18 protein-coding genes are annotated in these 22,812 nt (G+C 63.1%); 11 read left to right on the top strand and 7 right to left on the bottom strand.

From position 1 onward, the window contains the following. Window positions 1–97: 97 nt before the first annotated feature. From pdsR to AB6730_RS15230, 5 genes are all read left to right on the top strand, one after another. The gene (gene pdsR, locus AB6730_RS15210; protein ID WP_371024452.1) at window positions 98–787 is read left to right on the top strand and encodes a proteobacterial dedicated sortase system response regulator; all 690 of its coding nucleotides are present in this window, start codon (window positions 98–100) and stop codon (window positions 785–787) included. Window positions 788–1,067: 280 nt separating this feature from the next. Then, window positions 1,068–3,065 carry an ATP-binding protein gene (locus tag AB6730_RS15215; protein ID WP_371024453.1) on the top strand — a complete coding sequence of 666 codons (1,998 nt, stop codon included), beginning with the start codon at window positions 1,068–1,070 and terminating at the stop codon, window positions 3,063–3,065. Between the two features lie 224 nt (window positions 3,066–3,289). Then, the gene (gene trpE / locus AB6730_RS15220; protein ID WP_371024454.1) at window positions 3,290–4,765 is read left to right on the top strand and encodes an anthranilate synthase component I; all 1,476 of its coding nucleotides are present in this window, start codon (window positions 3,290–3,292) and stop codon (window positions 4,763–4,765) included. 140 nt (window positions 4,766–4,905) lie between these two features. Further along, a complete protein-coding gene (locus tag AB6730_RS15225) occupies window positions 4,906–5,565 on the top strand; it encodes a hypothetical protein (RefSeq protein ID WP_371024455.1) in 660 nt (219 codons plus the stop codon). Window positions 5,566–5,885: 320 nt separating this feature from the next. Next, window positions 5,886–6,371, top strand: a complete 486-nt coding sequence (locus AB6730_RS15230; protein WP_371024456.1) for a DUF4019 domain-containing protein — start codon at window positions 5,886–5,888, stop codon at window positions 6,369–6,371. Between the two features lie 126 nt (window positions 6,372–6,497). On the opposite strand, the gene AB6730_RS15235 is transcribed toward AB6730_RS15230, so the two are convergent. From AB6730_RS15235 to AB6730_RS15250, 4 genes are all read right to left on the bottom strand, one after another. Then, window positions 6,498–7,874, bottom strand: coding sequence for a M17 family metallopeptidase (locus AB6730_RS15235; protein ID WP_371024457.1), 1,377 nt, complete (start codon window positions 7,872–7,874; stop codon window positions 6,498–6,500). A 41-nt stretch (window positions 7,875–7,915) separates the two neighbouring features. Further along, window positions 7,916–8,614, bottom strand: coding sequence for an HAD family hydrolase (locus AB6730_RS15240; protein WP_371024458.1), 699 nt, complete (start codon window positions 8,612–8,614; stop codon window positions 7,916–7,918). Between the two features lie 3 nt (window positions 8,615–8,617). Beyond that, window positions 8,618–10,114 (bottom strand): substrate-binding domain-containing protein, encoded by a 1,497-nt coding sequence (locus tag AB6730_RS15245; RefSeq protein WP_371024459.1) that lies wholly within the window; start codon window positions 10,112–10,114, stop codon window positions 8,618–8,620. Between the two features lie 268 nt (window positions 10,115–10,382). Further along, entirely contained in the window at window positions 10,383–11,753 is a 1,371-nt protein-coding gene (locus AB6730_RS15250; RefSeq protein WP_371024460.1) for a Do family serine endopeptidase, read from the bottom strand. A gap of 363 nt (window positions 11,754–12,116) precedes the next feature. On the opposite strand from AB6730_RS15250, the gene AB6730_RS15255 reads away from it, so the two are divergent. The 6 genes from AB6730_RS15255 (at window position 12,117) to AB6730_RS15280 (ending at window position 18,733) form a co-directional block, all read left to right on the top strand. Further along, the gene (locus tag AB6730_RS15255; RefSeq protein ID WP_371024461.1) at window positions 12,117–14,264 is read left to right on the top strand and encodes an adenosylcobalamin-dependent ribonucleoside-diphosphate reductase; all 2,148 of its coding nucleotides are present in this window, start codon (window positions 12,117–12,119) and stop codon (window positions 14,262–14,264) included. Window positions 14,265–14,285: 21 nt separating this feature from the next. Further along, entirely contained in the window at window positions 14,286–15,215 is a 930-nt protein-coding gene (locus AB6730_RS15260; RefSeq protein WP_371024462.1) for a hypothetical protein, read from the top strand. 57 nt (window positions 15,216–15,272) lie between these two features. Beyond that, on the top strand, window positions 15,273–16,043 hold the full coding sequence (locus tag AB6730_RS15265; RefSeq protein ID WP_371024463.1) for an NrdJb: 771 nt from the start codon (window positions 15,273–15,275) through the stop codon (window positions 16,041–16,043). 148 nt (window positions 16,044–16,191) lie between these two features. After that, window positions 16,192–16,602, top strand: a complete 411-nt coding sequence (locus AB6730_RS15270) for a very short patch repair endonuclease (RefSeq protein ID WP_371024464.1) — start codon at window positions 16,192–16,194, stop codon at window positions 16,600–16,602. Between the two features lie 74 nt (window positions 16,603–16,676). Next, on the top strand, window positions 16,677–17,939 hold the full coding sequence (locus AB6730_RS15275; RefSeq protein ID WP_371024465.1) for a DNA cytosine methyltransferase: 1,263 nt from the start codon (window positions 16,677–16,679) through the stop codon (window positions 17,937–17,939). Next, window positions 17,936–18,733: an endonuclease gene (locus tag AB6730_RS15280; protein ID WP_371024466.1), complete on the top strand. Its 798-nt coding sequence runs from the start codon at window positions 17,936–17,938 to the stop codon at window positions 18,731–18,733. The genes AB6730_RS15275 and AB6730_RS15280 overlap by 4 nt, the downstream gene beginning before the upstream one ends. A gap of 243 nt (window positions 18,734–18,976) precedes the next feature. Here AB6730_RS15280 and AB6730_RS15285 read toward each other — a convergent pair whose 3' ends face one another. The 3 genes from AB6730_RS15285 to AB6730_RS15295 form a co-directional block, all read right to left on the bottom strand. Further along, window positions 18,977–19,915: an O-methyltransferase gene (locus tag AB6730_RS15285; RefSeq protein ID WP_371024467.1), complete on the bottom strand. Its 939-nt coding sequence runs from the start codon at window positions 19,913–19,915 to the stop codon at window positions 18,977–18,979. After that, window positions 19,916–21,268 carry an ATP-binding protein gene (locus tag AB6730_RS15290; RefSeq protein ID WP_371024468.1) on the bottom strand — a complete coding sequence of 451 codons (1,353 nt, stop codon included), beginning with the start codon at window positions 21,266–21,268 and terminating at the stop codon, window positions 19,916–19,918. 682 nt (window positions 21,269–21,950) lie between these two features. Beyond that, on the bottom strand, window positions 21,951–22,802 hold the full coding sequence (locus AB6730_RS15295; protein ID WP_371024469.1) for a MipA/OmpV family protein: 852 nt from the start codon (window positions 22,800–22,802) through the stop codon (window positions 21,951–21,953). Window positions 22,803–22,812: the final 10 nt, after the last annotated feature.

Genomic DNA, 22,812 nt, shown 5'->3' on the forward strand with positions numbered 1-22,812 from the left:
GAAGGGGCAAAACGCGGGCAATCGCGCCCACACCCTTGCGGAGCGGGCGCCCCCATAGCACCCTGCGCACGCCGATCCACACTCCAACGGAATGCCCATGGCCCGCAGCATCGCCATCGTCGAAGACGAACCGCTCATCCGCGCCAACTACGTGGAGGCGCTGAACCGCTTCGGCTACGAAACGCGTGGCTACGGCTCGCGCGCGGACGCCTCGCTGGCTTTCGCCATGCGCCTGCCGGAACTGGTCATCATCGACATCGGCCTGGGCGACGAGCCCGAAGGCGGTTTCGACCTCTGCCGCGAACTGCGCGCGAAATCGGCCACGCTGCCGATCATCTTTCTGACCGCGCGCGATTCGGATTTCGACGTGATCTCGGGGCTGCGCCTGGGGGCGGACGACTACCTGTCCAAGGACACCAGCCTGCACCAGCTGGCCGCGCGCATCGCGGCGCTGTTCCGCCGCATCGAATCGCTGAAGGCGCCCGCCGCGAGCGAGACGGTGATCGAGCATGGGCCGTTGAAGCTGGAATCGGAGCGCATGCGCGTGCTGTGGAACGGCATCGAGATTCCGCTCACGGTCACGGAGTTCTGGATGGTGCATACGCTGGTGCGCTTTCCCGGTCACGTGAAGAACCGCGACCAGTTGATGCGCGAGGCGGAGCTGGTGGTGGACGACGCGACGATCACCTCGCATATCAAGCGCATCCGCAAGAAATTCGTGGCGCTGGCGCCGGATTTCGATGCGATCGAGACGGTGCATGGCGTGGGGTATCGCTGGACGCCGTGATACACCGTATCGCCGACAGGGTCGGCTCCCACCAAGCCGTCCCAGCCGGTTCGCTGAGTGAGAGTGGCCTGCGGGAGAGTAGCCTGTGGGAGAGTAGCCTGTGTGGGAGCCGGCTATGCCGGCGATCCCGCGGCAGCGGGCAAGGTCGCCGCAAGCACCCTATCGCCGCTGAAGCGGCTCCCACACACCGCGCCGCTGAAGCAGGTTCCACACACATCGCCGAATCAGCTCACTCCCCAGCCACCCGGTGGGAGCCGACTCTGTCGGCGATGCTCTCCCCATGACCCTCCGCCAGAAACTCCTCCTCGTCGCCCTCTGCACCCTGGCCTTGCCCATCGCCGGGTGGCTCTACGTGCGCCAGATGGAAACGCTCCTGCGCGAAGGTCAGGCGCAGGCCCTGGTCGCCTCCGCCCGCGCCATGGCACGCAGTCTCGTCGTGGTCGACGCCCCGCTGCCGCCGGCCGGCGCCGCCTGGTACCTCCAGCACACCCCGGTGCCGATCACCGTCGACGGCTACGCGGACGACTGGGCATCGCTCAGCCCCTGGGCACAAAACTTCGGCAAGAACGCGCGCGTGATGCTCGCCGAGGACGACCACTGGCTGTACTTCTACGTCGACGTGCGCGCCACGCACCGCCGCCGCGCCGACGCCGGCGATCGCCTCGTCCTCAGCGCCGACCACCTCATCGTGTCGATCGCCAGCGGCGAAGACGTGCAGCGCTACCTCATGGCCAGCGCCGCGCCCGGGCCCACCACCGCCATCGCGCTCGACGCGGAAGCCGGCGTGCTGCCCGACCGCATCAACGCGCAATGGCAGGAAGACGGTAGCGGGTTCCGCGTGGAATTCCGCCTGCCACGTGGCTTGCGCCTCGACCGTTTCGGCCTGGGCGTGCACGTCGTCGCCGACGGCGACAACGAACCCCTCACCGCTGAAAGCCGCCCGTTGCTGGACTTCTCTCCGTCGCTCTCGCAGGAAGTGTCGAGGCTGGCGCCCGACGGCGTGCGCGTGCGTGTGCTCTCCGCCGACGCCTGGCTGGTGGCGCAAAGCGGCAAGCTCGAATTGCCCGATCTTCCCGCGTCGGAACGGCCGGGCTGGTTCGCCTCGCTGGTGTACCGCTCGTTGCTGGCGACGCGCCTCGACGACGAAAGCGCCTGGGCCGAAGACGCCCCGCGTATCGACCTGCCCGAAGTGCGCGAAGCGCTGCGAGGCAAGCCGGCCACGGCATGGCGCGCGGGCGAGGCGCGCGGCAGCGTGGTGCTCGCCGCCGCGATGCCGATCCAGATGCGTGGCGCGCTGCACGGCGTGGTGCTGCTCGAACAACCCAGCCGCGCGGTGCCGCTGCTCGCCAACCGCGCCTTGTTCGGGCTGTTGCTCACCAGCTTCGCCGTGCTGCTCATCGCCGGCGGCGTGCTGTTGCTGTTCGCCACGCGGCTCACCTTCCGCCTGCGCCGCCTGCGCAACGCGGCGGAACGCGCGCAGGACAATGACGGTCGCCTCGACGGCCCCTTCCCGTTGACCGACGCCGCCGACGAACTGGGCGATCTCGCGCGCAGCTTCGAGCGCCTGTTCGAGGTGGTCGGCGGATACACCGATTACCTGCGCACGCTGGCCTCGAAGCTCTCGCACGAGCTCAACACGCCGCTGGCGATCGTGAAGTCGTCGCTCGACAACCTCGATCACGCCGGCCTGCCTGCCGAAGCGGAGCCTTACCTGGCCCGGGCGCGCGATGGCGTGGCGCGGCTGGGTGCGCTGGTCCGAGCGATGAGCGAAGCCAGCCGCATGGAGCGCGCCATCGCCTCGGCGGAAGCCGAAGACGTGGACCTGGCCGACATCGTGCGCGGGTGTGCCGAGGGCTACCGTGGCCTGGCCGGCGACCGGCGGCTGGAGGCCGAGCTGCCGTCCGCACCTGTCTTCATGCACGTGTCGCCGGAGCTGATCGCGCAGGCGCTGGACAAGCTCTTCGACAACGCGCTGTCGTTCACGCCCCCCGGTGGCTGGCTGCGCATCGCGTTGCGTCCCACGGCGGAAGGCGCCGACATCGAACTGTCGAACCAGGGCCCGCCGCTGCCCGCGGCGATGCAGGGGCGCCTGTTCGATTCGCTGGTCAGCCTGCGCGACAGGGCCACGCCCGGCGACGCGCCGCACCTGGGCCTGGGCCTGTACGTGGTGCGCCTCGTCGCCGAACGCCACCAGGGCAGCGCCAGCGCCCGCAATCTCGACGACGGCGTCGCCTTCACCCTCCACCTCAAAGGCCTCCCCCGCCAACGCCTCGCCTGACGGTGGAGCCGCTCCGGTGGAAGGGTGGAGCCGCCCTTGTGGGAGCCGACTTTGTCGGCGATCCCGCGGCAGCGGGCCAGGTTACCGCAAGCACCCATCGCCGCTGAAGCGGCTCCCACAAAGCGGCTTTCACCAAAGCGGCTTCCACCGGAGCGGCTTCGACTAAGTCGGCTTCCACCGGAGCGGCTACAATCGGCGATCACCCTAATGCGCCCCATCGCCCGATGATCTCCCGCGAACAGTTCGACGCCTACGCCGCCCAGGGCCATACCCGGATTCCGCTCGTGCGCGAGGTCTTCTCCGACCTCGACACGCCGCTGTCGGTGTACCTCAAGCTCGCCGATGGCCCGTACACCTTCCTGTTCGAATCCGTGGAAGGCGGCGCCACCTGGGGACGTCATTCCATCATCGGCCTGCCGGCGCGCCGCGTGTATCGTCTGCGCGGGCACGAACTGGAAGTCGAGGACAACGGCGAAGTGGTCGAGCGTCGCCACCTCGACGACCCACTCGCCGAGATCGAGATACTTCGCAAGCAATACGACGTGCCCAAGCTGCCCGGCCTGCCGGACTTCACCGGCGGTCTGGTGGGGTACTTCGGTTTCGAGACCATCGGCTACATCGAGAAGCGCTTGGCCCAGTGGGATAAGAAGGACGAGCTGGGCACGCCCGACGTGTTGCTGATGCTCGCGGACGAAGTGGCCGTCTTCGACAACCTCAAGGGTCGCCTGTACCTCATCGTTCACGCCGATCCGGCGAAGCCGCAGGCTTATGCCGAAGCCTCGCGCCGCCTCGACGCGCTGGCCTTCCGCCTGCGCCAGAGCGGCGTGTCGTATCCGCAGATGCTGCAGCCGGAAGCGCTCGACGAATCCGATTTCAAATCCTCGTTCACGCGCGAGGAATACGAAGAAACGGTGCGCAAGGCGCAGGAATACATCCGCGCCGGCGACATCTTCCAGGTGGTGCCTTCGCAGCGCCTGAGTATCGGTTTCAATGCGCGCCCCGTGGACGTCTATCGCGCGTTGCGCGCGATGAACCCGTCGCCGTACATGTACTTCATCGACATCGGCTCGACGCAGATCGTCGGCTCGTCGCCGGAGATCCTCGTGCGCCTGAAGGATGGCCGCGTGGTGTTGCGTCCGATCGCCGGCACGCGCCGTCGTGGCAAGGACGAAGCGGAAGACATCGCGCTCGAGACCGAGCTGCTCGCCGATGCGAAGGAACGCGCCGAACACCTCATGCTGATCGACCTCGGCCGCAACGACGTGGGCCGCGTGAGCAAGACCGGCACGGTGGAGCTCACCGATTCCTTCGTGGTCGAACGCTACTCGCACGTGATGCACATCGTCTCCCAGGTGGAAGGCGACATCCGCGACGACCTCTCGTACATGGATGTCCTGAAAGCGGCGTTCCCGGCGGGCACGGTCAGCGGCGCGCCGAAGATCCGCGCGTTGGAGATCATCCAGGAACTCGAGCCGTTCAAGCGCAACATCTACGCTGGCGCCATCGGCTACCTCGGCTGGTGGGGCGACGCGGATACCGCGATCGCGATCCGCACCGCGGTGATCCAGGACGGCCGCCTGCACGTGCAGGCCGGCGGCGGCGTCGTCTACGACTCCGATCCGGCCGCCGAGTGGGAAGAAACCATGAACAAGGGCCGCGCGCTTTTCCGGGCCGTCGCCCAGGCAGCCAAGGGCCTCTGACGTAATGCGCCAGCGCGAAGCTAACTCATTCATGCAGTAGGCAGCCCCGATCACGAGGAAGCTAGTCTCATCATGAGCTAGCCCCCGGTCATGTGGGAGCCGCTTCAGCGGCGACGCCTCCCCTCCAAGGTCCCTGATCCATGAACACCCGAACGATCCTCGCCGCCACCTCCCTCGCCGTCATGGCGGCCACCGCGCAGGCGCGCGAGCCGTGGACGGACGATGTCACCTCGCGTACGCAGGCGCTGGCGCTGTTGCAGTCGCTCAACGCCGACCTGCTCAGCCATCCCAGCGCCACGCTGACGCTGGAGCGATGGTGTGGCGCGCATGCGTTGGCACCGGAGGTGAAGATCGTCGCGCGGCGTGTGAAGGGGCAGGACAAACCGTTGCCCGACGACGAGCGGGCGGCATTGGGCATCGGTCCGGACGAGCCGGTGCGCTATCGCCGCGTGCAGCTGGCTTGCGGCGAGCACGTGCTGTCCGAGGCTGACAACTGGTACGTGCCCGCGCGGCTCACTCCTGAAATGAACCAGATCCTCGATAGCACCGACCAGCCGTTCGGGAAGGTGGTGCAGGCGCTGCACTTCCGCCGGCAGACGATCAGCGCCGACTTGTTGTGGTCGCCGTTGCCCGCGGGTTGGGAGATGGATGCGCCGCTGCCGACGCCGCATAAGGGCGCGCTGGCCATTCCGCATGAGGTGTTGAGGCACCGGGCGGTGCTGTATACGGAGGCGAACCAGCCTTTCAGCCTCGTGGTGGAGACTTATACGTCCGAAGTCCTCGCCTTCGGGCGGCGCTGATCGCCGACAAGTCGGCTCCCACATCGGGGTTACGGGTCATCCGCAGGGTCCGCTCCTGGCAGGGCCGCGAATCGCCAACAGGGTTGGCTCCCACCAGGGTGAGGGATTCCCGCAGGGTGAGGGATTCCCGGAGGGTGAGGGAGCTTGGTGGTAGCCAACCCTGTCGGCGATAGTTGGCTTGTGTGGGAGCCGACCTTGTCGGCGATCCGCGCGTCAGCGCGGCAACCCCGCCGACCCCCACCAACCGCGTATCCCTTCCGGCTGACTAGGCACCGGGCGCCTGGCGCCGGAAGCTGAGATCCCATGACGGAGAACGCGCCATGTCCTCGGTGCCGGCACCCGCTCGAAAAATTCCCGTGGCCGGCATTCCCGGCGCGAAGCCCTTCGCCTCGCTGCTGAGCATCAGCAACGCGCCACGCCTCGGCCCGCAGCCGAACTCGCTGGACAACGCGGTGAGTTGCGCCACGCATTGGGTCCGCATGTCCGACGGACGTCGCGCGGATGCCATGTGGCTGGAAGCCGGCGCCATGATGCAGAAGCTCGTCTCGCGTCCCGAATGGGTGCGCTATCTGCGCAAGATCCGCGTGGATCGCGGACTCCTCGTCGGCCGCGAATGGTTCGAGGTGACGCGGGTGCGCGATCCGGTGGGGCTACCGGCCGGCGATTACCTCAACGTGATCTTCGTGGCCCACTACACCCGCGCGGTGCTGTTCGAGACGGTATCCCTGGCGCCCGGTGGCACGGGATGGCTGCCGGTCGGTTATGTCATCCGCCCGGTGCAACGGGAGATCCCGTTCGTGCAATAGAAGGCAGGGGGGGCAGGGTGGGAAGCGGCCTCGGCCGCGATGCTTTTGGTTGGGGCAGAGCATCGCGCGCTAGCGCGCTTCCCACCCCCACCCCATCCCCAACTCAACCCCACTCCCAATCGGGAATCAGGAATAGCGTTCGGAGAGGAAACGGAAGAACGCGCGCAGGCCTTGCGCTTCGCCGCCACGCGGATGCGCGGGGCGATCGCCGTCGTTCCACGAATACGTGTCCAGGTGCATCCAGTTCTGGCTGTCCGGCAGGAAGCGCTCGAGGTAGAGCGCGGCCGTGATCGCGCCCGCGTGGCGCGACGGTCCCGCGTTGGCGAAGTCGGCCACGTACGATTCGAGCATGCGCCGGTACGGACGCCACAACGGCAAACGCCACAGCGGGTCCTGCGTGAATTCGGCGGCGCCGATCACGTGGTCGGCGAGCTGGTCGCGGTTGGTGAACAGCGCCGGCACTTCAGGACCCAGCGCCACGCGGGCGGCACCGGTAAGCGTCGCGAAATCGACGATCAGGTCGGGCGCCTGCTCGGCGGCGTAGGCGATGGCGTCGCACAACACCAGGCGGCCTTCGGCGTCGGTGTTGTCCACTTCCACCGTGTGGCCCGCGCGCGTGCGGATGACCTCACCCGGACGCATGGCGTTGCCGGCGATGGCATTCTCCACGGCGGGCACCAGCAGCGTGAGCCGCACGGGCAGCTTCGCTTTCATGACCAGGCCGGCCAGCGCGATCGCATGCGCGGCGCCGCCCATGTCCTTCTTCATCCAGCGCATGCCGTCGGACGGCTTGATGTCGAGGCCGCCGGTGTCGAAGCACACGCCCTTGCCGATCAGCACGAGCTTCGGGTTGGAATTCTTGCCCCAGGTAAGCTCGATGAGGCGCGGCGGACGATGGCTTGCGCGGCCCACCGCATGGATCGTGGGAAAGTTGGCGGCGAGCAACTCATCGCCCACCCATTCGCGCACCTTCGCCTTGTGCTCCGTGGCGTGTGCGTGGATGGCCTTGGCGAGGTCTTCGGGGCCCATGTCCTCGGTCGGCGTATTCACCAGGTCGCGCACCTGCCAGGTGGCGTCGATCACCGGTTGCAGCGTACGCAGCGTGGCGGCATCGACCACCAGCTGCGCGGGCGGACGGTCGCTGGCGCGGTAACGGTCGAAGCGATAGGCGCCCAGCGCCCAGCCGAGGGCGACGAGGTCGCGATCGTCGATCACGCCTTCCGGGGCGAGTTCATACATGCCTTGCGGCAGGCGATAGGGCAGGGCGCCGAGGGCGGCCAGCGGATTGCCACGATCCACGCCGACCAGCACGCGCGTGATGCCGCCGCGAGCGTCCGGTAGCACGGTGAGTGCGCCGGGCATCGGACGGAACGCGGTCGTCGCCAGCCATTGGCGTTGCGCATCGTCCAGGCGCGCTTCGGTGGCGAGCATGCCGGCGACATCGACCATCTCGATGGGGACGAGGGTACGTTTTCCGGACTTGCGTTCGATCAGCGGCGACATCAGGACTCCCGTGCCTCTGTTGCTATCGGTGGACGCCCATTCTAGCTGTCCGTCGACGCCGACGCTTCAATCCAGTCCGCAAGCGAGGTCATGTCGGGGAATTCGAGATCCGGCGCGGGCCCGTGCGACCAGCGCTCGCCCGTGCGATTGAGCCATACCGTGCGTAGGCCCGCCTCGCGCGCACCCACGACATCGAGCAGCGGATCGTCACCTACGTGAAGAATCTCGGCCGGCGCCACGCCGAGGGCTTCGGCGGCCGCCAGGAAGATCTGCGGATGCGGCTTGGCCACGCCCACGCCGCTGGCGTTGAGGCGGGTATGGAAGAAGTGGTGCAGGCCGATCACTTCGAGATCGGCGTTGCCGTTGGAGATGCTCACCAGCGGCACGTGCCCGGCGATGCGTTCGAGCGCGGGCAGGGTGTCGGGGTACAACTCCACGTTGTTGCGGGCGGCGAAGTAGATGCGCCACAGCTCGTCGACAGGCGCGTCGTCGATGCCGCAGGCGGCGAAGGCATGGCGGATGGTCAGCCGGCGCTGTTCGCTGAAATCGTGGGAGAGATGGGTGTGTTCCCGCGCGATCTTCTCGCGGAGCTCACGCATGGCCTCGATCGGCCATGCGTTTGCGACATCGGGATGGTGCTGCCGTAGCCAGCGGTCGACGCAGTGCTCGGCCTCGATCAGGGCCGGAAGCACCGGCCACAGGGTGTCGTCGAGGTCGAGCGATACGGCGCGGACGGGCACTGCTTAGCGGGCGCCCACTTTGAGCACCTGGCCGAGGCGGACGTTGTTGTCCTTCAGGCCGTTCATGGCGCGCAGCTTGTTCACGTCGACCGCGTTCTTCTTGGCGATGGAGTAGAGCGTGTCGCCCGGCGCCACCTTGTAGGTGCGCGACGCGACGGCAGGCTTCTTCTCTTCCGCGGCCTTGGTCACCGGCTTCGCGGCCTTCGCGGCGGGCTTCGCCTCGGCGACCTTCGGCGTGGTGACGGCCGTGGACTTCTCCGAGGCATCCGCCGGCGCGGCGACGACGGGCTTCGCCACCGGCTTGCCCTTCACGGTGACCGCGTCGGCCAGCACCTTTGCGAACTTGCCGCCGACCTTGGCGTTGTCCGAAGCGGTGAAGGCATCCGAGCGCACGCCCGCGAAGCCCATGTGCGCCGTGGTGCTGACGCTGGCGACCACCTTGGCGAACTGCGACGGCTCGGCCGTGGTGGCGACCGATGCCTTGGTCTCCTTCGCGGCCTTGGCGCCCTTGCCGGCCACCTGGGCCTTGGCGAGTGCGGTTTCCTTCGCGGCGACAGCGGCAGGCGCGGCGGCGGCGACGGCGGTCGGCGTGGTCATCGCCTGACCCACGTTGGCGCGCGTGCCGACGGTGGAAGCGATGGCGGCACGGCGGGCGGCGTCCTTCGAGGCGAGGGCCATGCCGTCGGCGTACGGGATGAGGCTATGCGAGCGCAGCAGCGAGCTGCCCTGGCTGGAGGTGAGGAAGGCGATGAACTCCTTCACCTCGGCGGCCTTCGGGCCGGACTCGTTGCTGACCAGGTAAAGCTCGGTGTACAGCGGATAGGTGCCGCTGCCGACCGTCGACATCGAGGGCGCGACGCCGTCGATGGAGAGGATCTTCACCTTCTTGTTCGACGATGCGCCGGCGAGCGTGGTGGCGCCCAGGCCCTGCTTGTCGAGGGTGACGCCCTCTTCGAGCTTGGCCACGTTCACGTAGAGGCGCGGCGCGGCCACCGGCTGGTTGCCGCGGCCGAAGAGCAGCTTGCGCAGGCTGTATTCCACGCCGTCGCCCGGGCTGGCCACCGCGTAGAGGTTGATCGGGGCGTCGTTGCCGCCGAGGTCCTTCCAGTTGGTGATGTGCCCCATGTAGATCTCATGGAGCTGCTTGAGCGTGATGTTGCTGACCGGGTTGGACGGGTAGGTGACCATCACCAGCGCATCCCATGCGACCGGGGTGAAGGTGAGCGACTGCTCGGCGGCGCCGACACCCGGGCGGGCGGAACCGGCGAGGTCGGCGGAACCCTTGACCACCGCATCGATGCCGGAGGCGGTGTTGAAGGGCTGCAGCTCGATCTTGCCCTTGCCGGCCTTTTCCCACGCCTTGGCGACGTCGGTGACCACGCCTCGGGCCGTGGTGATGTCTCCGCGCCAGACCAGTTGCGGTCCCGCGGCAAGAACGGTGGCGGAGGCGCTAAGGCCGATCAGCGTGGCGGTGAACAGTCGCGCGAAACGAAGAGACATGGACGGCAAGAACCTCGGGATGGGACGGGGTAGGCAAACAAGGCCGCAATTGTGGGCCATCGGGGGCCCGCGCGCACCATTGACGTCGTTCAGCATCCTGCCGCTGGTAAACGGAACGTAGGCTGTAGGGCCAATCGCCGCTTAAGCGACTTCCCACCCATCGCCGACAGGGTCGGCTCCCACCAAGTCGGCGCAACCTGGTGGGAAGTTGCTTAAGCAGCGATTTGGAGCGTGTGCCTTTGTGGGAGCCGCTTCAGCGGCGATGCCCTCACAGCACCACGTAATACACCGCATCATCCCGCACGACAGTCAGCAACAACTGCCGGCCACCCAGCGACCCCGTGGTCGGCAGGCTCTTCACCCCCGCCACCCGCCGCTGCGCGATCCCGATCACGATATCCCCATCCTGGAGCCCTGCCGAAGCCGCCGCCGACCCGCGTCGCACGCCGCTCAACGCCACACCATACAAGCCCTGCGCCTTCTGCTCCGGCGTGAGATCGCTCAACGTGACGCCCGCCAGTCGCGCATCCACCTTCGCGCCGTCCAGCGTCGCGAGCTTCACCGCCGCGATGGTCGCCTGCACATCCTGCGTGGCGCCGTCTCGCTTCACCGTGAGCTTCACCTTCGCGCCCAAGGGCAGCAGGCCCTCCGCGTTGCGCACATCCTGCGCCGCGCGCACCGGCTTGCCGTCGACCGCGGTCAGCACGTCGCCGACCTGCACGCCCGCGCCCTCGGCCGGCGAGCCGTCGTTGATCCGCGTGACCACCGCGCCGTTGGTGTCCTTCAGGTTCAGTGCCTGGGCGATGCGCGGGGTGATGTCCTGCACTTCCAGACCGAGGTTGCCGCGGCGCACCTTGCCGTAGGCCAGCAACTGCTTCATCACGCCGGTGGCGAGATCGGTGGGGATGGCGAAGCCGATGCCCACATTGCCGCCCGAGGGCGTGAAGATCATCGAATTGATGCCGACCAGTTCGCCGCGCAGGTTCACCAGCGCGCCGCCGGAGTTACCGGGATTGATCGAAGCGTCGGTCTGGATGAAGTTCTGGAAGCCCTTGCCCAGGCCGGAGCGGCCCAGCGCCGAGACCATGCCCGAGGTGGCCGTCTGCCCGAGCCCGAACGGGTCGCCCACGGCCACCACGAAATCGCCCACGCGCAGCTGCGAGGAATCGGCGATGGGCAGGGCCTGCAAGCGGTCGGCGGGAATCTGCAGCACCGCGACGTCGGTATCCGGATCGCTGCCGAGCAGCTTCGCCTTGAAGTCGCGGCCATCTTGCAGGGTCACCGTGATGTCGTCCGCGCCGCCCACGACGTGGTTATTGGTCAGCACGTAGCCCTTGGCTGCGTCGATGACCACGCCCGAGCCCAGGCTCTGCTCCACGCGCTCGCGCTGGAACCCCTGGTTGCCGAACAACTGGCGAAACAGCGGATCGTCGAAATAGGGATCGCGTGCGCGCACGTGTGTCTTCGTCGAGATGTTCACCACCGCGGGCGTGACCTTGGCCAGCATCGGCGCCAACGAAGGGATCGGCTGGCCATCGACGGATGGCGGCAGGGACGCGAACGCGGGCGAGGCCAGGCTCAAGGCCAGGGCGGCGCCGAGGGTGAACAGGGTGGATCGCCGGTAACTGCTGGCAGGCATTGAAAAGCTCCTTGTCGGGTGTGCTCCGGGCACGTTCTCGGGGGCATTCGACCACAACCCGGGCCCCGGGTTTCAATCCTTGAGAATGCCTTCGCCGACACTTTACATCGCCCCCCTCCGGGTTTAAGGTTCACTCCGGCCGCAACCACAACATCTTGTGTTCCGAAGTTCGCTATCTACCAAGTGCTGGTGCTGCGGATCATCAGGTACAAGCGTCAAACCAGCGTCGGCAAAGGCTTTTCGGAGCCGGCGAGGGTAGCAAGGATGGTCGGTGAGACCTCCGGGGGGGAGGGGCACCGACAGGTTGCGCCATCGCATACCTATAAGAAGGCCTACAAGGGCCAAGACTCGAGGACGACATACATGAGCACTGCACGTGCGCAAGCCATGGGGCTTGAGACCGCGGCGATTCCGCTTCAGCCCGCCTCGTACGACATCTGGGACAAGAAGTACCGCCTGAAGGCCAAGTCGGGCGATCCCGTCGACGGCTCGGTGGACGAGACCTACAAGCGCGTCGCGCGCGCCCTGTCGGACGTGGAAGCCACCGACGAACTGCGTCACCACTGGTACGAGCGATTCCTCTGGGCCCTGCGCCGCGGTGCGATCCCCGCTGGCCGCATCACGTCCAACGCCGGTGCGCTGGAGCACAAGCCCGCCACCTCGACGATCAACTGCACCGTGTCGGGCACCATCCTCGATTCGATGGACGACATCCTGGAGAAGGTGCACGAGGCGGGCCTCACGCTGAAGGCCGGCTGCGGCATCGGCTATGAATTCTCGACGCTGCGTCCGCGCGGCGCCTACGTGTCTGGCGCCGGTGCCCACACCTCGGGCCCGCTGTCGTTCATGGATATCTACGACAAGATGTGCTTCACCGTCTCGTCCGCCGGCGGCCGCCGCGGCGCGCAGATGGGCACCTTCGACATCGCCCACCCGGACGCCAAGGAGTTCATCCGCGCCAAGCGCGAGGATGGCCGCCTGCGCCAGTTCAACCTGTCGCTGCTGATCACCGACGGCTTCATGGACGCGGTGGAGAACGACCAGGACTGGCCCACGGTCTTCCCGGTGCACGTGAAGGAACAGCACGAGATCGACCTGACCGATCCGGCCAAGGTCATCTGGCGCGAGTGGCCCACCAAGGAAAACTACGTCACCCGTGACGACGGCCTGGTGGCCTGCAAGATCTACGGCCACATCCGCGCGCGGCACCTGTGGGACATGATCATGGTCTCGACGTACGACTACGCCGAGCCGGGTTTCATCCTCATCGACCGCGTCAACGAGATGAACAACAACTGGTGGTGCGAGCACATCCGCGCCACCAACCCCTGCGGCGAGCAGCCCCTGCCGCCGTACGGCTCGTGCCTGCTGGGCTCGGTGAACCTCACCACCTTCGTGCGCGACCCGTTCGGCCCGAAGGCCCGCTTCGACTGGGACGAGTACCGCGAAGTGGTGCGCGTGTTCACCCGCATGCTCGACAACGTGGTGGAGATCAACGGCCTGCCGTTGCCGCAGCAGCGCGAGGAGATCATGTCCAAGCGCCGCCACGGCATGGGCTTCCTCGGCCTGGGTTCCACCCTCACCATGCTGAAGATGCGCTACGGCGCGTCCGATGCCGTGGCCTTCACGGAAGAAGTCTCCCGTGAGATGGCCGTGGCCGGCTGGGAAGTGGCGCTGGAACTGGCCAAGGAAAAGGGCCCGGCGCCCGTCCTGGCCCGCGACTACGAAGTCACCGGCGACATGCTGCGCAAGCGCCCGGAGATGGTGAAGGACGGCTGGAAGGTCGGCCAGGCCATCAAGGGCAGCGTGCTGCACGCGAAGTACTCGCGCTATATGCAGCGCGTGGCCGAGGTGGCCCCGAACCTGGTCGAGGCCCTGGCCGAGACCGGCGCGCGCTTCACCCACCACTCGTCCATCGCGCCCACCGGCACGATCTCGCTGAGCCTGGCCAACAATGCCTCCAACGGCATCGAGCCCAGCTTCGCGCACCATTACTCGCGCAACGTGATCCGCGAGGGCAAGAAGTCGAAGGAGAAGGTCGAGGTCTTCAGCTACGAGTTGCTGGCCTACCGCGCCTTCATCAACGGCGACGCCCTGCCGTTCTCCGAGGACCCGAAGACCCGCCTGCCGGATTACTTCGTCTCGGCCGACGACATCAGCCCGAAGGAGCACGTGGACATCCAGGCGGCCTCGCAGAAGTGGATCGACTCCTCCATTTCCAAGACCGCCAATGTCCCCACGGACTACCCGTACGAAGACTTCAAGGACATCTATTTCTACGCGTACAAGCAGGGTCTGAAGGGCTGCACCACCTTCCGGTTCAACCCCGCCGCGTTCCAGGGTGTGCTGGTCAAGGAAACCGACCTCGAGAACACCCTCTATCGCTTCGAATTGGAAGACGGTAGCGTTGTCGAACTGAAAGGCAACGACGAGGTCGAGTACGACGGTGAAATGCACACCGCCGCGAACCTCTTCGATGCCTTGAAGGAAGGCTATTACGGCAAGTTCTGACCCCGCGGAGAGGGAATACGTATGTCGAGTGAAAACCAGATCGTCGAGGGTGAACTGCCCTCGATCGACACCATCGATACCGACAGCACGCCGGCAGCGGAGACGGAAGTCGCCGCTCCCGTGACGCCAGCTGCACCGGTCGTCGCCAAGAAAGTCGTCAAGCGCAAGCCAGTCGCCAAGAAGGTGATCGAGGCCCCGGCCCCGACCAGCGAGACCCCGTCCACCGACGCCACCAGCAAGCCCGCGGCCAAGGCCACGAAGGCCGTCCGCAAGGCACCGGCGAAGAAGGCCGTGGCTGAAGAGCCGGCCGCTTCGGCTCCGGCGAAGAAGGCTGCGAAGAAGGCCACCAAGAAAGCCGCCGCCAAGAAGGCTCCGGCCAAGAAGGCCGTCGGCAAGAAGGCAGCCGCGAAGAAGTCGGTGGCCAAGAAGTCGGCGGCGAAGAAGGCCACGGTGAAGAAGTCGGCTGCCAAGAAGGCTTCGGCCAAGAAGGCACCGGCGAAGAAGGTCGCAGCCAAGAAGGTTGCCAAGAAGGCACCGGCCAAGAAGGTTGCCGCAAAGAAGGCGACCAGGAAGGCCGTCAAGAAGGCTCCGGCCCGCAAGGTCGCCGCCAAGAAGGCAGGCCGCAAGGTCGCAGTAAAGAAGTCGGCTGGCCGCAAGGTCGCCGTCAAGAAGACGGCCCGCAAGGGCGCGGCGAAGAAGGCAGCCGGTCGCAAGACCGCCGGCCGCGTCGCCAAGAAGGCTACGTCGCCCCGCAAGGCCGCGACGAAGAGCGGCCGCCGTACGGCGGGCCGCGGTGCTACCAAGAAGACGGTCCGCAAGGCCGCCGGCAAGACGACCGCCCGCAAGGCTGTCGGTAAGAAAGCCGCCTCCAAGGCGGTAAAGAGGTCCACTGCCAGCAAGACCGGCCGGACGTCGGCGCGCAAGAGCGCCGGCCGTGGCCGTCGTAAGTAAGTAGTACCCATCCGGCCCGGCGTACGCGCCGGGCCGGATATCCAAGAGAGAAAAGTCATGGCGATCAAGATCGAAAAGAAGATCAAGGGCTACAACGTCGTTAAGCCCGAAGACAAGGCCGCTCCGGCCCCCGCCCCGTCGCCGGTGAAAGAAGCCGCGCCCGTGGCCGAAGTCATCCAGATGCACGAAAGCCTGGAGCGACCGGAGACCCTCGTCGGCAACACGTACAAGATCAAGTCGCCGCTCTTCGAGCATGCGCTGTACGTGACGATCAACGACATCGTCCTGAACGCCGGTACCCAGCACGAGCAGCGCCGTCCCTTCGAGCTCTTCATCAACTCGAAGAACATGGACCACTTCCAGTGGATCGTGGCGCTCACCCGAATCCTGTCCGCCGTCTTCCGCAAGGGTGGCGACGTGACCTTCATCGTCGAAGAGCTCAAGGCCGTCTTCGACCCGCGCGGCGGCTACTTCAAGGCCGGCGGCATCTACATGCCCAGCATCGTGGCCGAGATCGGCGGCGTGATCGAACAGCACATGAAGTCGATCGGCCTGATTCACGACCCCGAAATGAGCGACGCCACCCGCCAGCTCATCGCGGAAAAACGCGCCGCCTACGAAAACGCAAACGCCAAGCCCGCCACCAAGTCCGCCGCTGCCGCTGTGGGAGCCGGCTCCGCCGGCGAAAGCCAGTCCGCCTCGGCATCCACCGAAGCCTCCGGCTTCCCGCCTGGCGCCACGCTGTGCGTGAAGTGCAATACGCAGGCGCTGGTGCTGATGGATGGGTGCCAGACTTGTTTGAATTGTGGGTATTCGAAGTGCGGGTGAGGGTTGATCTGATGGCGTAGGATGATTCTTTCCTAGTCGTATAGGTGAAGAGGCTAAATCACCGACGTCGGTATCGCGGACCCCCAGTCTTTTGAAACTGCCCTCGCTTTTAGAGGCCAATTAAGGCCCGTCGAGTAGAGATCGGCATTTGATAGATCGGCTCACATCCGAGCAACGTCGTCACCTCATGCAGCAGGTGAAGGGCAAGAACACTCGTCCAGAAATGTTGGTCCGGTCCTTGCTGCACAGCCTAGGTTATCGATTTCGACTGCATCGCAAGGATCTGCCGGGAACTCCAGACATTGTATTTCCGAGTCGGCGGCTTGCGCTGTTCGTTCACGGCTGTTTCTGGCACGGTCACGGTTGTCGTATAGGTCAACTGCCGAAGTCTCGCCTTGAATATTGGGAACCCAAGATCGCGGCGAACCGCGAGAGAGACGAGCGAAAAGAGTCCGCTTTACTGCTGGCAGGATGGCGAGTGGAAGTCGTTTGGCAGTGCGAGTTGGGTGATCTCGAGAAGCTCACAAAACGCATGCAGCGATTGCTCGGCGGGAGCTAAAAACGATCGACAAAGCGATCGTTTTCCCTTAGACTTGGGGATAAAACTAGCCACCGAAACACGGGACCTTATCAATGACTCGCCCTATAGGAATCGATCTTTTCGCAGGGGCTGGAGGGCTCAGTCTAGGCTTCGAGCAAGCCGGCTTCGATATCGTTGCTGCCGTGGACATCGATCCAATTCATTCCGCTGCCCATAAGTTCAATTTTCCTAAGTGCGCCACTGTTTGCAAGAGCGTCATCGATGTAACAGGTGACGAACTCCGCAAGCGTTCGGGCATCGGCAAGCGAGATATTGACGTTGTGATCGGTGGAGCACCGTGCCAGGGCTTCTCGATGATAGGCAAGCGAGCACTCGATGATTCACGTAATCAACTTGTGCATCATTACGTTCGAGTTGTTCTAGAGCTTCAGCCGAAGTATTTTGTCTTTGAGAACGTCAAAGGCCTAACTGTAGGGAAGCACCGCCAATTCCTGCAAGAGATCATCGAAGCCTTTCAAAAAAAGGGTTACGATGTTGAAGCCAACTACAAAGTACTCAATGCTGCGGATTACGGTGTCCCTCAAGACAGGAGAAGGTTAATCCTCATGGGGGCGCGCAAAGGCTTGCGGCTGCCGAAGTACCCAGATCCGTTGGAACGCGCGACGGTACGCGACGCGATCAGTGATCTACCGGAGGCTGAGTCATTCCCTGACCTGTGGGAGAGGGATTGGACGAAGGCGAAGTACGGCAAGCCTACAGCTTATGCGGCATTCCTTCGTGGGAAAAAGGATGATCCTGCGGATTTCAGCTATCGGCGCCGGTTTGACGCTTCATTATTGACCTCGTCGCTTCTAACTGTGCATACCGAGTTGTCCAGAAGTCGATTCATCGCCACTCCTCCTGGGGACGTAGAGCCCGTGAGCCGTTTCAAGAAATTGGCTCTCGATGGCATATGCAACACCCTCCGTGCCGGTACCGCGAGTGATCGCGGCGCCTTTACGTCACCGCGACCCATTCATCCGACAGCGCCTCGAGTAATCACGGTGCGGGAGGCGGCGCGATTGCATTCCTACCCAGATTGGTTCCGTTTTCACGCTACTAAATGGCATGGATTTAGACAGATAGGTAACAGCGTTCCCCCCATGCTGGCTCGAGCTGTCGGAGCGCAAATCATGAAGGTATTGAAGAAGAAGCCAGAGAAGCCATCTGATACTTTAGACCTGGGTGATCAGAGTCTCCTCAGCATTTCGATGAGCGATGCAGCTGCAATGTTTGGTGTATCCAGTACCGTGATTGCGCGACGGCAACGTCCCCTCGCGGATGGTGATGGTACCGCAAGCTTGACAGCCCTATGAACAACAATACCAAGCCTCAGAACCGCTATTACCAGCTCATCGAGAAGATTTTCTTCGACCGATATGTCGAGGGTGCTTCCGAGATCCGCTTTGAACGCAATGCGCTAAAAGACGCGGCAAAGGAGATCGGCATTGTCTTGCCTGATAATCTCGGCGACGTCATCTATGCCTTGCGATTTCGGGTGCCGATGCCCGCAAAAGTGCTCGCTACTCAGCCGGAAGGCCGTGAATGGATTATCGAGTTAGTAGGACGATCAAAATACCGGTTTCGCCTAGCGACCAGCAACCGCATTCTGCCGAACCCAAACCTTGCCGTTATTCGGATTCCAGACAATACTCCCGAGATAATCGCGGTTTACGCGCTCGATGACGAGCAGGCCCTACTGGCTAAGGTACGCTACAACCGACTCATCGATATTTTTTTGGGCCTGACTACGTTCTCCCTGCAGAATCATTTGCGTACTAGTGTCAAAGACATGGGGCAGATAGAAATCGATGAGCTCTATGTTGGCCTCGACAAATATGGTTGCCACTTCGTGATCCCTGTACAGGCCAAGGGTGGCTCGGACCAGATTTCGTCTGTCCAGACCACTCAAGATATCGCTTGGTGCAGGCAAAGGTATCCAACGCTGCGGTGTAGGCCGATTTCGGCGCAGTTTATTAGTAGCGATCAGATTGCCTTGTTCGAACTGATGGTCGAAGGGGATCAGCTAAAAGTTGTAGAGGAAAGGCATTACAAGCTCGTACCGGCCGGCGAACTCGATCCTAGGGAAATCGTGGCTTACCGCAACTGATTGCCGATTTAGATCGCAGAGGGATGATCGAGTTTGCGCGGCGGGAATGTGAGATCGACGACGGGGCTTTCGATCAGTGTAGTTGACAGAATATTCGCAACCGCAAATCGAGCTGCCGCGGAGCGCAGGGCATCACGACCTGCACCGACAAGCTCGGCGGCCTAAAAACACATAGGGATTCCCTCGGGAGTCCGATATAGCGTTTATGAGACAGCGAGCTAGGCGACGCCTCCATCAGGGGCGTTAAGTGAAAACCTGGGCGTACATTGGGTAGTGAACATAGTATTTCTTATAGGCGTCAATTTGAGTCTGCTCTAGATCGAATCCTAGATCTTGAACGTCTGTTCTTGACAGATCTCTACGGGTGGGCTGAGTGGCTTGCAATGCAGATACCTCCCTGCTTGTGAGGTGAGGCAAGCGAATCGTTGCTTCAGGAAAACCTGGCCAAGCAGTGCCTCGAATTACGTCGGTCGCATTGACGAGGTTTGCGGAACTGGGAAGGATGCACCCTATGGTGACCATAGCAGCACCATCCTGATAGGGGATCTTGAACGCTGGCACAGCTCCGCCAGGTCGTGCTGATTCAATGGCTATAGAAACCATGTAGTCGGAAACGTAAGTCACTAACGTAGTGAGTAGCTGATCATCCTTGCAGCTATCCTTTGAAAGATCATCGGGGACGACATCGCCAAGCAATTCCTTCAGGCGTTGGGGACGACCTTGTGCATTCCCGTATTTCGATTCAATTCCGTTAATTGTGACTACAAGCGCGCTGTTGGGGGGCGCGTTTTCGATGAAAAAGCGAATGTCATTGACGACGGTTTCATCCAGTGCGTAGTCATAGTCCAGCCACGCAATGATCGGTGTGATGTCTAATGGGTTTACAGCCTTGACCAAGACGTCGCCAGACATTCCATTGATGACATCAATTGTGGAGTACGGCTTGTTGAAGACGGCTCGGCAATAGCCGATTGGGTCTCCCTCGATCGACGTCATCTCCTCGATGCCAAGAATTTTATGAGCCATCAGGAAGTCGGTAAACCACACGGACCCAAAGCCGAGATACTTCGAAGTTCGAATCGGAAGCACGGTTGATAGGCGGTTCAGTCCGTCGAAAACCAGATGTCTCTGCACGCTCTTGCTCGGGCGGAGGCTGTAGTTGATTGCGTTAAAGGAAGCCATTTACTGTCCGCTCACGAAGTCGCTAAAGGCATAATCGAACGATCTCAGTCCAACCTCACGATAGGACATATTAATGTTCCCAAATCCATTCGCTAAATCACGAACGCGGCTAATCGGCATTGAGTAGGCAATGTTTGCCGTAAGCTCTTTTGTCTTTGGCGTAAGTACTGGAAGAGTAATCGCTGATCTTTGCTCGATTTTACTTAGAGCAACGGGTCTTGCTTGTGACTCTTTAAGCTTAGCGTCGTCGAGCGCCTGCTTACGGACATTGGTATATGCGATCCAGCTCTTTGCTATTTCTCGCATCTTCGGGCGAGCTCGGCGATAGACCTCGGACGAGACGTCGACATTTCGTTTAGTCGTGGTCAACGGAAGGGCTATGGCGTTCTCCGAACTGAAATGAATTAGTCCGACGAAGCCAGCATACTGCCTATGCCACTGGGGCCAGCCGTCAGTGCCCCAGCCGGCAGTCTCGGACTTGTCCGCAGCAAGAACAATTCGTCCATTGCACGCGACATACCAGCCGAAGCGCTTTTCGCCGTCGGCCTGAGTATCCGGATCGGAATTTTCGGGTGGCGGCGCAGCCATGCCTCCAACGATTTCAACGCGTACATCTATGCCGTTGACATTTTCGGTATATGCCAAACGTAGCGGGCTAATCTCCTCGCTGTCCAGTAGCTCAATTTCCCAACCTTTGACGCAAATGCCATTGATATATATGTTCAGTCCCTGCGCGAGATGAAGAGCATAGTCGCGACTAATTGTTCTCCGAAGGTTTTGGATGAATGCAGGGCTCGCAAGAGCGGACGAAGAGCCGGGAGTCAGCCGCTTGACGCTAATTTGGACTCCATCGGCATCTAAGGGCTTGGCGGGATTAAGGTCAAAGTCCCACGGCAGTGTTTCATCCGCCATCCAATCGTCAACATCGATGGCAACTTCGAAGGATTCCTGTCGGGCGCCATTTGTGTGGGTGCTTCTGATCGAAACATCCCGTCCTAGCTTGAAGACGGCGCGCTTCATGCCAATTCCATAGACGCCGATACTGAACTCGTCGTGGCCGTCGTCGGGCCGTCTGCCAAAACTAAAAGCTCGTTCGATCGCATCGTCCAGACTCATACCGCCGCAGTTGTCCGTCACGGTGAAGTGTTCGCCATCCGCGGTAATACTGACTGTGTAGGGAGTGAGGTCGGCTCCTTGGTCAAGATGCATCGGGTGGCTTCCAGCTAATGCCCATGCTCCATCAACACTATTGTCTATCAGATCCAAAATGCAGTCTTCCACCGAGATGTCTCGCGTGATCATCTCGACAAAGAATGTTTTTGTTGGGTTAGCTTTTACCTTCTTAGCATCCATAGAACGTCGTCCTAGAATTGTTCGTCGGTCACTTTAGGTGGTGTGCGTAAGCAATGGGCGATCCCCTGCTTGCCATCCCCTCGTCGCAAGTAATTTGCGTTCACTGCAAACCTGGCGATAGGCATCCTATGGCCTACGCCCTCTCCGCATAATAGCGCCCCAGGAGCGAGATTCGTGTAAGGGAAAGACTACAACCAATGGCTATTAAAGGACGCCTCGATGAGCTCGTGGAGCTGATCAAGAACCCCAAGTTGCGAAGCCGGGTTCTTTGCTTGGACCGTTGCAGAGACGACGGATTCGACATTCTTGACCGAGATCAATTCCTAGGAAGGGGTGCGTCGTAGCCCCCCGCTGGTGGATCAACTTCGCTTGATCACCCCCTCACCCTCAAGCAAGGCTCGCAGCGGAGCAGAACGCACCGCAAAAAGCTCAAAGAACCCCATAGACGCAAGCCGCCGCGCATCCCGAAGAATGCGTTCCTCGCAAACAATGCGAACCGGCTCCGATGCGCGATGATCGAGGGTCAGCCTCACCAGCAGCACGAAAGCAGCCAGCTCTTCCCACCCGCCGACCGGCCCGGGCGAGCCAAGCTTGCGCGGCGGTCCGCCACATTCCCCGTACAACCATCTCAGCCGCCGCACCCAACCGGGGCGTCCAACACCCCCGCGCTTCCGGCCCAACATCAGAATTGATACCCGACGAACGCACCGACGGAAACCTGATTCGTCTTGCCGTTGGTAGCGACGATGGGACTGCTCTTGGCGTCGCCTGCCAGCCGCTCATACTTGACCAAGCCGGTGACCGTCCAACGCTTGCCGAAGGCGTAGTTCAGCGTCGTCGTCACGCCGTAGCTGGTAATCCCGGCTTTGGGCTGGTAGGGCTGCAACCCCGTGGCCAAGGATTGCGCCTGCGAGACTCCGAAATAAGTGCGTGTACGGGTCGCGTCCGCCCATTGGGTAGATACCTGTGTCATCCAGCGGAGATTCGACGCAAGGCGCGTGGTATAGCCGAACCCGAGCTGGACTACCGTTCCGTTGCCACGCGTGCTGCTTTCACCGTGCTCTTTTCTGAGGACGGCACCACGCGTGGCCGCCAGCTCAGCGAACCATGATTCGCTCCGGTAGCTGCCGAACAAGCCCGCATCGATCCCGCCACTGATCTTGCCCAGACCGTGTAGTGCTCGATCGTCGGATTCGTCCCATTCGGCTTCCGGCGTGATACGTGTGATCACCCCCAGCCGAAAGCGGTCATCCTGGCCGAACCGGAACAGGTTCACTCCGATGACCGGGCCGCGCACGAAAAAGCGATCGTCATAATCGATCGACAAATAGGGAGCGGGGCGAACCTCGCTTTTTGATGCACCGGGGAAGATCGGCGTGCGCAGGAAACCGAGCCCGGCGACCACGTTCCAATCGCTTTCCTGCGTGGACGGCGGGGCATCTTGCGCCAATGCCGGATTAGTCATCATGAGCATGGCGATTCCCATGGCACATGCCACCGGGGCCGCGCGTAGGAGTGGGATAAGATTCTTCATGGTCAGGCGT

The sequence above is a fragment of the Luteibacter sp. RCC_6_2 genome (assembly GCF_041360655.1).
GTDB lineage: Bacteria > Pseudomonadota > Gammaproteobacteria > Xanthomonadales > Rhodanobacteraceae > Luteibacter.